Annotated in this window: 7 protein-coding genes; 2 read left to right on the forward strand and 5 right to left on the reverse strand. The window is 42.4% G+C overall.

Going from position 1 to position 13,186, the window contains the following annotated elements; translation table 11 throughout:
* Positions 1 to 227 precede the first annotated feature (227 nt).
* A complete protein-coding gene (locus tag C7Y71_RS00620; protein WP_151908874.1) occupies positions 228 to 1,682 on the forward strand; it encodes a leucine-rich repeat domain-containing protein in 1,455 nt (484 codons plus the stop codon).
* 30 nt (positions 1,683 to 1,712) lie between these two features.
* Positions 1,713 to 4,466: a M60 family metallopeptidase gene (locus tag C7Y71_RS00625; RefSeq protein ID WP_111898715.1), complete on the forward strand. Its 2,754-nt coding sequence runs from the start codon at positions 1,713 to 1,715 to the stop codon at positions 4,464 to 4,466.
* Positions 4,467 to 4,537: 71 nt separating this feature from the next.
* Here C7Y71_RS00625 and lpxA read toward each other — a convergent pair whose 3' ends face one another.
* The 5 genes from lpxA to C7Y71_RS00650 all read right to left on the reverse strand — a co-directional run bounded on the left by lpxA (position 4,538) and on the right by C7Y71_RS00650 (position 13,156).
* A complete protein-coding gene (gene lpxA, locus C7Y71_RS00630) occupies positions 4,538 to 5,320 on the reverse strand; it encodes an acyl-ACP--UDP-N-acetylglucosamine O-acyltransferase (protein WP_111898716.1) in 783 nt (260 codons plus the stop codon).
* Between the two features lie 46 nt (positions 5,321 to 5,366).
* Positions 5,367 to 6,782, reverse strand: coding sequence for a TolC family protein (locus tag C7Y71_RS00635; RefSeq protein ID WP_111898717.1), 1,416 nt, complete (start codon positions 6,780 to 6,782; stop codon positions 5,367 to 5,369).
* Positions 6,783 to 6,874: 92 nt separating this feature from the next.
* Positions 6,875 to 10,300, reverse strand: a complete 3,426-nt coding sequence (locus C7Y71_RS00640) for an efflux RND transporter permease subunit (RefSeq protein WP_111898718.1) — start codon at positions 10,298 to 10,300, stop codon at positions 6,875 to 6,877.
* Between the two features lie 84 nt (positions 10,301 to 10,384).
* Positions 10,385 to 11,572 (reverse strand): efflux RND transporter periplasmic adaptor subunit, encoded by a 1,188-nt coding sequence (locus tag C7Y71_RS00645; protein ID WP_111898719.1) that lies wholly within the window; start codon positions 11,570 to 11,572, stop codon positions 10,385 to 10,387.
* Positions 11,573 to 11,713: 141 nt separating this feature from the next.
* On the reverse strand, positions 11,714 to 13,156 hold the full coding sequence (locus tag C7Y71_RS00650; RefSeq protein WP_111898720.1) for a CCA tRNA nucleotidyltransferase: 1,443 nt from the start codon (positions 13,154 to 13,156) through the stop codon (positions 11,714 to 11,716).
* Positions 13,157 to 13,186 lie beyond the last annotated feature (30 nt).

Below are 13,186 nucleotides of genomic sequence, written 5' to 3' on the forward strand. Positions count from 1 at the left end.
TAAGAATATTATTGTTAATTTTGCAAACTGGAAAGTAAACGTGAAAAGACAGGTTTGTCATACTGTTTGATGTTTAAGCAAAGAACTTATAATAAGTAAAATCAAATCAAAATACTAACGAATAATTATTATTAAGAACCATGGGAAATAAGTACCAATTCTTATCTGTTCTGTGTCTTTGTGCGGTTTTGACACTACAAATTATGGCGCAGGAACAGACAATTACAATGACCACCTCAAAAGCAGTTGGGGAACAGGTTACTCTCAAGGTTAACCACACTTTCGACGGTGTTACTGTCGATTGGGGTGGGGGGACAACTACAACCTACAACACCGGAGACGAAAAACTCCGCACCATGACTGGTACTTTGCAGGGCCAGACAATAAAACTCACCGGCAGCAAATACATTACTACACTGATTTGCTCTGGACAGCAAATTACGAGTCTTGATGTTTCGAATGCTACATACTTGCAGAGCATTTATGCACAGAACAATGAGTTGACTGCTATCGACGTAAAAGGATTGACAAAACTTAAAGACCTGAATGTTTCAGGAAACAAACTTAGTGGAAGGATTGACCTCAGAAATACAACAGTCCCCGCGCTGGAAACACTTGATATATCAGATAACGAACTGACTAACATTGCCAATTCGACAGTTCTGAATCTTACAGGTTCACATGCCAATTTGCAATATCTCAGAGCCGCCCGAAACAAGTTTTCAAGGGCATACCTGAATGCTTTTTCTAAATTAGACTATGCTGATGTGTCTGGTATCGGGTTGACAAATGTGTCTGTTAAGACTTCTTCGTATGCCGCTGACGCATTGACGGTGCTAAACGCTGCTGACAATAACCTGACAACGGTTGATGTCTCTAATTGTACGCTTATGTCCGATTTGTTCTTGAACAACAATTCCATAAACGAACTTGACGTGACGGCGCTGACAAAACTCAAGAATGTAAGTGTTGCTGGCAACGAAATGACTTCGATGCTTCAGAATTCAACAAATCTCATGTTCTACGACATCTCTGGAAACAGACTTTATTTCCGTGCTTTGCCAAAGACGACGGCACGTCCTAAATATATGGTTGTTGGACCACAATTGCCATTCATCATCGTAGATGAAAATGGCAACAGAATTACAAATGTTCAGGTTTGCCCCAATTATGATGAACGCAGCAACACTGATTACATCATGAACCTTGCCAACTATCGCTACGATGGCAACGGACGTGCACAGAGTACCCTGACAATCTTGGATATTTCTGAAAATGAGGAAGGTGCACCTCTCGTTGCATATAATACATCAACAGGCGAAGGCGATTATGTGCTAACCACAGGTAAATATGTTTTCTTTACAAATCATGAAAGATGTATCCTGCGCTTGACGCACTCGCTCGGTTATTTCGCAGACTATAATTTTGTAAGCGCACCGTTTGCTATAGGTTCAGAACTTACTGGTATTTCACAGGCAACAGCAGATGTTGAAAAATCTGAACGTATTCTTGTAGAACCATCTGCAGGGAGTGTTGTCATAACGTCTCTCACTGGTACTCAACCTGTTAATATCTTTGATGCAGGAGGTAGAAAAGTATGGGGAGGAACAGTTGAAAAAAGCATAACAGTAAAACTGCCAAACGGAATCTATGTTGTCAACGGAAAAAAAGTGCTTCTTTGAAAATTAAACATCTTAATCACTTATAAGAAAATGAAAAAGATAAACAATATATTAGTTGCATTAGGGCTTGCAACGGTTCTCTTTTCTGCAACTCCTGTTAATGCCCAGGTTGACGCTTCAGTGGCTCCTGTAATTGTTGTGCCACACAGTCAGTCAATCGATTATAACGAACGCACGCTTTGTTACACTGTCGGTGGAAATCTGGAACTCAATGATATCGAAATCACAAGCAATGCTGATTGGGTAACAATTTTCAAAGGCTCCAATCGTGAAGTCTATCTACATGTAGATGCCAACTATAACTTCTCAAGCAGAACAGCGAAAATCACATTCGTAAATGCAGAACAGACTGTCAGCCAAATACTTACTATCGTTCAGGCAGAGGATGGTTCTGCTGCCGATATACCCAAAGATGATGAAATCACACCTTCTTCTGCTTCAGATAATACACATCAAGGCTCATCCGACATCTCGCTCACACTGGATGGTAACCTAAGTACAATCTATCACTCCAATTGGTCGGGTGGCGTAAGTGCCAGTAATCCTGCGATACTTACATACAATTTTACAAATGTCGAGAGAATTGACTATGTAACTTATGTTCCACGTAGCTCAAGCTCTGGAACGAATGGAAATTTTGGAGAAGTTGAAGTATATTATACGCTTAAAGGTGGTACATCCACACTCTATGGTACATACAACTTCAATCAATCATCTTCACCGAGCACAATTACATTCGACGGAGGGCTCTTGAACCCGACACAAGTTGTTTTCAAAGTGAAAAGTGGAGCAGGAACATTTGCAAGCTGTGCAGAAATGCAGTTCCGTGCTGTAAGCAATGATGCGAAGCACGAATTTGCCATATTCGCAGATGATGTGTATAGCGAACTCCGCCCGGACGTAACGGCAGCATCTATCGACTCTTTATCAAATCCTTTTATCAAATCGCTTGCAACGAAGATGTTTAACAACGAGTATTCAACCAAATATCGTGTGGCAGAATACTCTTGCTATAGTTCTCCGGAGTATTTGAGTGATCTGTGGAATGCGCCTGGTAAATATTATGACCACTGTGAAGGTGTAACAGGAATAAATATCAAGAAAGGTACACACGCTATAGCCGTAAGCGGCATTCCGGCAGCTATGGGGAGTGTATCGTTACGCGTAGTGGCATGGTATAGCCAAGAGATAAAGGCAGAAAAGAATGGCGAAGGTAAATACGAACTTAAAGGCGGTGGACCTGCCGTATATGAATTTACACTACGCAATGGTCTCAATACGATAGAATATACAAGCGATTTTGATGGTCTTGCATACATTTGTTACAATATTTATGGACAGCCCGACAAGACAAAGTATCCGGACATAAAAGTACACTTCATTAATGGTGAAGTGAATGGCTATCTTAACAAATCTTTGTCTAATAATGAAATGTACCAGTTATGTAGAGTGGCACCAAATAGATGTATAGATGTAGTGGGCGACAAGGTTCACTCAGTATGGGAAGCAAAAGGAGAAGCCGTAAGCGACCAAGGTTTATCTGCAAAAGCTTACGGACTGTACCAACATTGTAAAACAAGTTCGAATGCCACCAAAGGTTTTACCCAATATATCAACCTCCTCGACTCACTTATTGCTTGGGAACATAGATTTTTAGGATTTGAAAAGTATGGAAGAGTTCCGGCAAACCATACTATGGCATACGTGAACTATACTTATTATATGTTCCAAGGATATTATGGTGTGTCTTTCGTCTGGACACAGCAGGAGCGCGTGCTCAACTGCAGAACGTTAATGTATAATGATGGTGATGCCATCTGGGGACTTTCCCACGAATGGGGACACCAGCATCAGATGCAACCATATTTCTGCTGGGGTTCTCTGGGCGAAGTTTCAAACAATATGAACTCCTATTATAATGTACAGGCCATGGGATACAAAGTAGGCGGAAAACCCGGCGACAGATATTGGGAAACTGGTAGGGAAAAGATGTTAGACGACTCGCCATATAGCGGTGGTACAACTGTTTCTTCTGCCCGCCACCTGGCATACAACGCACGCAATAATTTCCACTGTGATGATTATAAGAAACTTGCCGGTTTCATGACCGACAGTATCATACACCCGGCAAACGACAATACTGCAGCCACATGGAATTTCGGCGGAACAAACTACACCATAACAAACCGTATGCTTGGAATCTCCCACAGTGAACTTGGTGGAGAGGCACTCACACCTTTCGTCATGCTTTATCTCTATGCAAGCAGAAATTGGAGAGCAGACTTCTCGCAGGACCTCTATGAATCTTTGCGCAGAATGGACAATGAAGGTGGTTCAGATATAGAGAAAACTGACGGAGTAGACAAGTATGAATATATTGCAAGCATACAGAACAGCAACAAGGGAAGCCGCTACTCAGAATTCAGAAGCAAATATCCTTCTTCATGCTGGATAACCAGAAACTACCTTAATTCAGGAAATGTCAGCAAGAACACAAACACTGTTCCGTTCATCTTCAACTTCATAAGGAAGTGTTCACGCCTGACAGGCTACAACCTCGTTCCATACTTTGAACAGTGGGGCTTCTTCCGCACAATCGCACTGCAGATTGGCGACTATGGCACATACTACCATCTGATGACACCACAAATGGTTCAGGAATTCAAGGAAGACATGAACGCTCTCGGTCTGAATACACTCGACGAAGCAACCATCAGCGAAATGTCAAATTGCAAGGATATGTACGAAGTGGAATTCGGTGTAACACCGACCATTCCCAACTAATCAAAAAGCAAATTCAAAAAAAGTACCGATGCAAAAGCATCGGTACTTTTTTTATTTTAGAAATTTCGCTGTTATTCTTCGATATTCCTTACGATACCTGTAGAGGAGTTTTCTATAAAGTTGGTGATGTAGTCTATCTCTTCGCTTGGCGGTATCTGGTCTTTAATCTGCAAGATGGCATCTTCGAGCGAGAAATTGCCGAGATAGACGAGTCTATACGCATTGCCTATGTGACGTATGATGCGCTCGTCTGATCCTGTGCGTTGCAGTATGGTTTCATTCACACCGCGATAACTTGCAGGGTTGCCCCCTATAATGATGTATGGATGTATGTCCTTCTGCACGCGGCAGCCGCTCTGGATGAGCGAATATCTGCCTATTTTCACTGCCACCTGGCAAATTGTGCTATTGGAGAGGATGGTGTTGGAGTCAATCTCTACACGGCTCGACAATATAGTGTTGATGCCAAGGACGCAGCGGTTCTTTATCTGACTGTCGTGACAGAGGTGAACGCGGTCCATTAGGCAGTTGTCGTTCCCGATAGAAGTGCCCTTCTCTGCTTCGTAGCCGCCAGCAATGACGCAATTCTCTCTGATGATGTTATTGTTGCCAATCGTAACGCGCACGGGGTCACCTTTCTTGAAATGAAAACTTTGAGGCATCGCGCCGATTACGGCATTCTGAAAAACCTGGTTGTTCTCACCAAGGCGAGTGCCGTTAAGAATACTGGCTTGAGGATAAATCACGCAACCATCTCCAATCACCACGTCCTTCTGAACGTATGCAAAAGGATAAATGTCAACATTTGCGCCTATCTTGGCACCATCTTCTATGATTGCTTTTGGAGATATCATATTTCTTCTGATTGTCTGCTGTTATGGGAATGTTCTGTTGATTCTGTTATTCGCGTCCGCCACCCAGTGCCGCATATAGATTGATTGCAGCCTGAATGCGTTCAAACTTGTCATTAGTGAGAGATAACTGAGCATTGAGCAGACTCGATTCTGCTGTCAGTTTCTCGAGATACGATGTACTTGCTGTATGTGTGAAAAGCAATTTCGTGCGTTTCAGTGCAAGTTCAAGTTCTGCAACTTCTTTCCTGCGGATTTCTTCCTTGTTGATAGCCGTTTGGTATGCCATCAGATAATTGCTCACTTCCTGACCGGCATTGAGCAAAGCATCTTCAAAGTTCAGTTGCGCTTTTCGTTGTTCCGATTCGCTGATGTGAAGGTTGGCTGTCAACTGTCCTTTCATAAACAGGGGCTGAACTATTTGCGCTACGGCATTGGCAAGCATCTTTCCGGGATTGAGCGAAACCGTTCCTGCGCTGTTTGTCCAACCGAGCGTACCGCTGAGTGTGATGTTGGGGTAGAATGCGGCTTCTGCCTTGTTCCGGCCATAAAAAGCGTAAGCCATCTGAAGTTCTGCAATCTTCACGTCAGGCCTGCAGGACAACAACTGAAGGGGAATGCCTACAGAAATTTTGCGCGGGTAACCTGCAGCATTAAAACTGGAAGCCCTGCTGATAGAATGAGGACTCTCATGCATGATGTAACAAATGGCATTTTCTGTCTCACGAATGCTCTTCTTTAGGGTAGGAACAGAAGATGTCAATTCTATGTAGTTGGCTTGCGCTTGTGAAACTGCAGCATTATTCGTTATGCCGGCCTCTTTCATAAGTTTCATCACCTCCACATTCTTCTTCCAGATTGCCAAAGTCTGCTCTGTCGTTTCCAGTTGCTCATCCAGCATAATAAGTGTGTAATAAAGATTGGCTACAGTCGAAATAATGCTCGTTTGTGTAGCCTGTTTGGCAGCCTTTGCCTGAAGAACAGTCATCTCGCTTTGTTTCTTGGCATTGCGAAGATTTCCGAACACATCGGCTTGCCATGACACACTTAAAGGTAATGAATATGTCTTTACTGCTGCACCAAGGTCGAAACTTGACAAAGAACCTTGTGGAGAGAATACTATTTGTGGCAAATATGCCATGCGAGATACTTTCAGACCTTGCGAAGCCTGATAGATAGTTTCGTCAGCCACCTTCATATTTGTGTTCTGCTCGATGGCTCGAGAAATCAAAGACTGCAATTTGGGGTCGGTAAACACTTGCTGCCATGGCGTATTACCAAAATTGACAGTGTCGCCCAACGCCAAATACCCGTCCGTTGAGGCAGTATCTCTGTAAAGATTGTTGCCTGTAGGTAGTTCGTAAGTCTCCACATAGTCGCTGTAAAGACGGTCGTATGCCTTCTTTGCTGATTTGCAACCATTGAGGAAGAGAAGTCCTAATGAAATGTATATTAGTTTCTTCATTATTGCTGTTTTGTTGTCGTTTGCAAAAAATGGTCAGTTATTCTGTTGAGGTGGGGTAGAAACGATATACATAACACTCCACCTTAGTACTATTATCCTGCGTATTGCTCAAGATCAGCCTTTATGTCTTCTCTGTCAACGCTTTCCCATGTCATTGGCTTGAACTTCTCCTGAATGCTCTGGAAGATGAAGAATAACGCCGGTACTATAAATATCTGGAAAATCACACCTATAAGCATACCACCGATAGAAGCGGCACCAAGCGAACGGTTACCATTCGAACCTGCACCTGTGGCAAACATCATAGGAAGAAGGCCAATAATCATCGCGAATGATGTCATAAGAATCGGGCGAAGACGAGCAGCGGCACCATTGATGGCCGCCCACTTGATGCTCATACCCATCTTTCGACGGTCAAGGGCAAACTCGATAATAAGAATGGCATTCTTTGCGAGAAGACCCATAAGCATAATCAACGCAATCTGTACATATATATTATTCGATGCACTGCCCAAAAGATTGAGTTGCTGGCCAATTATGAGGTTGATAAGGTCGTTCACACCGCCAACGCCCTGAATGAACAAGAAACTGCCTGCAAGACCGAACGGTACAGATAACAATACCGCCCAAGGCAGAAGATAACTTTCATATTGAGCACTCAACAAAAGATAGATGAATACGAAGCAAAGCAAAAATACTATAGCGGTAGTATTTGTTGTACTTGCTTCTTCGCGTGATATGCTTGAAAACTCATAACTATATCCTTGAGGCAAATGTTGCTCTGCAACTTCACGAACTGCTTGGATAGCATCGCCGGAAGTGTAACCGGTACTTGGAGTTCCATTAACAGAAATACTTGTGTAAAGATTAAAACGTGTGATATTGTCCGGACCATACACTTTCTTAATGTTCATGAACTGTGTAATCGGAGCCATTTCATCACCATTGCGAATCTTTATTTTCTTAAGTGATTCTGTATTGACACGATCTTCACGGGGGGCTTGAAGCATCACACGATACATCTTACCGAAACGGTTGAAGTTGGATACGTACATACCGCCGATATATCCTTGAAGTGTCGTTAGAACCAAGTTGGGTTGAATACCTGCCTTCAAACAGGCTGCGGCATCAATGTCAATCATGTATTGCGGGAAATTCGGATTGAAGTTTGTTTGAGCCTGTTGAATTTCAGGGCGTTTCCTCATTTCATCCAAGAAATTATTGGCAACTTCGAAGAATTTATTCAAATCTCCGCCTGTACGGTCTTGTAGGTTTAATGTAACACCCGATGATGCACCATAACCAGGAATCATAGGAGGTTGGAAGAAGAATATTTGTGCATCCTTGAATACATCGCGCGATTTAAGGAAAGCCATACCAGCCACCATGTCTGATCTGCCTACAATGTTGCGTTCTTCCCAAGGTTTCAGTTTTATAATAAACGTACCATAACTACTACCTTGTCCACCCATCATGGAGAAACCGGATATAGATGTACGGCTCAATATTGCCGGACTTGCTGAAAGCATACTGTCCACCTGAGAAATAACGTGGTCTGTGTGGTCCTGAGATGTACCAGGAGGCATAGACAAAGCACCCATAATAACACCTTGGTCTTCGTTCGGGACCAGAGAGTTGGGTGTAATAATCATCATATATCCCAATCCGACTATACTAACTATAACCAATAATATCGTTAAAATAGGTTTTTTGACAAAACGCTCAACACCTTTTCGATAGCGTGAGGTCATTTTGTCAAAACTGTTGTTAAACCCAATCGCAAATTTCTTAGAGAACATGCCAATTAATGCAAAGAATGCTATAGCACATGCAATAGAACTTGTAATTACGTTCTCGAATTCGAAAAGTCCAAGAACCATGCATACAATAGTTGCTATAATTAACAACCATGTAACTTTGTTCGAAATGCTAAACAGTCTCTTGGGCTTGTATTTCTCCTTCATGATGTTAGCAGCCTCTTTTCCTGCTGTCTTCATTCGGTCACCAAGCGAACTCTCTTTGTCATGAACTTTAAGGAATATAGCACAGAGGGCAGGAGAGAGCGTGAGCGCATTTACCGCGGAGAATCCAATGGCTATAGCCATTGTCAGACCAAATTGACGGTAGAATGTACCTGATGTTCCTGACATGAAACTTACAGGAATAAACACAGCCATCATCACCAATGTGATAGATATGATGGCACCTCCCAATTCGCGCATGGCATCAATAGATGCCTTCATAGGTGATGTGTAGCCTTGGTCCAATTTCGCATGCACACCTTCAACCACCACTATCGCATCGTCCACCACAATGGCAATGGCCAATACAAGAGCATTCAGAGTCAACAGGTTGATGCTAAAACCAATGCTATACAAAGCAAAGAAAGTACCAATCAACGCAACGGGGATTGCTATGGAAGGGATAATAGTAGAACGAAAATCCTGAAGAAATACAAAAACCACAAGGAATACCAAAACGAAGGCTTCAATGAGTGTTTTCACAACTTCGTGTATTGAAGCAAACAAGAAGTCGTTCATGTTCATTGTTTCGTTGATATCCAAACCACTGGGCAAAGTTGCTTTTACGAGTTCAAGTTCTTTCTGTATGTTACTGATAACCTCGGTTGCATTTGATCCAGCCAACTGCATGACCATACATGTAACCGCACTATGGCCATCAACTTTACATGTAAAGGCATAGGTTACGCGCCCTAATTCGATTTTTGCAATGTCTTTTAACCGCAATAACTCGCCTGACGCTTTTGCTTTAATCACGATTTCTTCAAATTCGGAAATCTCTTGAAGACGACCTTTGTATTTCAATACGTATTCGAACGTCTGATTTTCGCGTTCACCAAGACTACCGGGGGCGGCTTCAAGGTTTTGAGATGCCAAAGCACTTGAAACGTCTGAAGGCATCAAATGGTGTTCTGCCATTTTCTCTGGGTCGAGCCAAATGCGAAGTGCGTAGTCAGCACCCATCACATTAGCATCACCTACACCTTGGATACGCTGAATCTGTGGAATAAGGTTGATTTTTGCATAATTCTCAATAAATTCAGTGCTGTAAGTGTCGCTCTTGTCATAAAGTGAGAATGCCATCAAGTAACTATTCTGACGCTTTTGAGTGATAATTCCCACTTGTGTTACTTCTGCCGGCATCAGTCCTTGAGCCATCGACACACGGTTCTGTACGTTGATGGCTGCCATATCTGGATCAGTGCCCTGTTTGAATGTTATAGTGATGTTAGCGGAACCTGTGTTGGATGCAGTAGAACTGATGTAGTCCATATTCTCAACACCATTTATCTGCTCTTCGAGTGGTGCTACCACTGCATTAAGCACTGTTTGCGCATTTGCACCAGCATAGGTGGTTCGTACAGATACTGTTGGCGGTGCTATATCTGGGTAGGAGGTAATTGGGAGCGAAATCAATCCCAATAGTCCCAATATAACTATAAATATAGAGATTACCGTTGAGAGAACAGGTCTTTGTATAAATGCATCTAATTTCATTGGGTAAAGTCTTGTTGATAACTGAAAGATAATCCTTTAAAGGATGTCTTTGGCTTAGATGATAGCAAATGTATATTAGAAACTTTACTTCTTGTCTGTCTTCTTTGACTGACTCATCGGGTCTTTGAGAAATTCCGCTGCCTGGGCTCTGTTAGCATCAGCCTGCGATTGAGTGATGGGCTTGATAACCATATCGTCCTTGAGATTACTTACTGCATCCGCAACGATACGTTCACCCGGTTGCAAACCTGTAGTTACAACATAGTTCGTACCATCATTCTGTGACATTACTGTAATTTCACGACTCTTCACTTTGTTACCCTCTCCAACTACATAAACATATTTCTTATCCTGAATTTCGTAAGTACACTTTTGTGGAATAATAATGGCTTGTGTGTTGTGTATAGGGAAGAGTATAGTTGCCGTTCCACCACTTCTTAAAACCCGATTGGGATTGTTGAAACTGGCGCGCATTTGCACAGAACCTGTGTTTTGATCTATAACACCGCTTACAGTCGTCACAGTTCCAGTTATGCCGTAATCAGAACCGTCAGCCAGTTTCAAACTAACACCGGGCAACTGATTGATAGCACCTTGAATTCCACCAGCATTCCTTGTCATCGAAAGCAAATCCTTTTCTGTCATAGAGAAATACACATGCATACTTCCTATGTTCGACACAGTTGTCAGGGCTTGTTGGGAAGATGCACTAACTAAACTTCCGCGGCGATAAGGAATTGTACCAACGATGCCATCTACAGGACTCTTAACCGAACAGTAACTCAAATTGTCGCGAGCGCTTGCCAGTTGTGCCTGTGCTTGCTCGAGTTGTGCCCGAAGACTCTCAAGTGAATTTTTGGCTAAATCCAGATCGTAATTACTGATGACATCCTCATCGAACAGAATTTGCTTATTCTTGATTGTCAATTCCTGTGTCTTGATGTTGGCATTCAGTACATTGATTTGCGCTTGAGCCTGACGTACTGCTTCACGATATTGGACGTCGTCAATTAAAAACAGTGTTTGACCAGCATGAACCATTGCGCCTTCGTCAACACAAAGACGAGTGATAAAACCGCTGATTTTAGGACGAATCTCAATGTCTTCCTGACCTTTAATAGTTGCAGGATAGAAAGTGGTCATTTCTGCTGTGGAGTAACTGATTTCCTGCACAACATACTGGTTGTCTGCTTCTGGCATGGTCATAGCCTGATCTTTCTTACATGATATGGCAAGAACACAGAGAAGAGAGCAAAACAATGCTTTTTTCATATTTCTTTTTCAGTTGTTATTCTGTTGATTTATAATTTCAAATGTAGTGCGCAAATATACAAATAAAACTCAAAAATCTACAATGGTTTTCTATTTTTGTTGAAAAAAAACAACGTATTTGGTTTTTATTATCAAATTTTGCTATGTCTTCCTTATTTTAGGCTTGATTCCTAACTTTTCTGCCTTATCCATAACATACTGCAATGCGGCATCGTGTTCATTAGGAACTATGCCGTCAAGTATGGCGTCCTTGAGCGACATTTTCAGGACACCGACCTCGCGACATGGAGTAAGTCCAAATATTTCCATAATTTCCTCGCCATTAACAGGTGGCTGAAAATTACGGATTCTGTCCTTTTCTTCTATTGCAACAAGTTTCTCCCGTACAAGTTTGAAATTTTGAAGAAAGTTCTTCTTACGAACTTCATTTTTGCTTGTGATATCTGCTTCACAAAGGAGCATTAAGTCGTCAATATCGTTACCAGCATCAAAAAGAAGACGACGTACTGCACTATCCGTAACCTCATCGTCTGCAATGGCTATGGGGCGCATGTGAAGACCAACGAGTTTTTTTACATACTTCATGCGGTCGTCAAGAGGCAGTTTCAGACGACGAAAAATTTCAGGAACCATCTTCTCACCAATGTAGTTGTGGTTGTGAAAGGTCCATCCAATCAGTGCATCCCAACGTTTACTCTTGGGTTTACCTATGTCGTGCAGAAGAGCAGACCACCTAAGGTAAAGGTTGTCTGACTGTTTGCAGATGTTATCCAAAACCTCTAAAGTATGATAAAAATTATTCTTATGTCCTCTGCCGTTTTTAACCTCCACGATGTCAAGCGCCGACAACTCAGGCAAGATCAGTTCCAACAGACCACAACGTTGCAAATCTACAAAACCGCGCGAAGGCTGGCTGGATAACATAATCTTATTCAGTTCTTCAATTATGCGTTCAGCACTGATGATTTTGATTCGTTCTTTGTTACGGGCTAATGCATCGAACGTTTCATCTTCTATAATGAAATTCAATTGGGTGGCAAAGCGTATGCACCGCATCATGCGTAGTGGGTCATCACTAAAGGTGATATCCGGGTTGAGTGGGGTGGCTATAATGCCGTCTTCCAAGTCGAGTAGTCCATCAAAAGGATCAACCAATTCGCCGAAACGCTCCTTGTTCAGACAAATAGCCATAGCATTGATAGTGAAGTCGCGGCGGTTCTGGTCGTCCTCTAAAGTGCCATCTTCAACAATGGGCTTGCGACTACCACGTTGGTAACTTTCTTTGCGGGCACCGACAAATTCAACCTCATGACCTTTCCATTTTACTTGTGCAGTGCCATAATTACGGAAAACGGACAAATGGCAACCCTTACCAATGTTCTTGGCAAATGCTTCTGCCATCACTATGCCGCTGCCTACAACTACAACATCAATGTCGTTGCAAGGACGTTCTAAAAACAAGTCGCGAACATATCCACCTACAAGATAACACTCCAATCCAAGCGAATCGCAAGTATCTGTAAGTAGTTCAAAGATGCGACCTGATAATCTATGTTGTATTTCTGCTTTGCTTAATGCCTTCATAAACGATGCAAAGGTAGCAAAATTTCACTA

This window comes from Pseudoprevotella muciniphila (genome assembly GCF_003265305.2).
Lineage (GTDB): Bacteria > Bacteroidota > Bacteroidia > Bacteroidales > Bacteroidaceae > Alloprevotella > Alloprevotella muciniphila.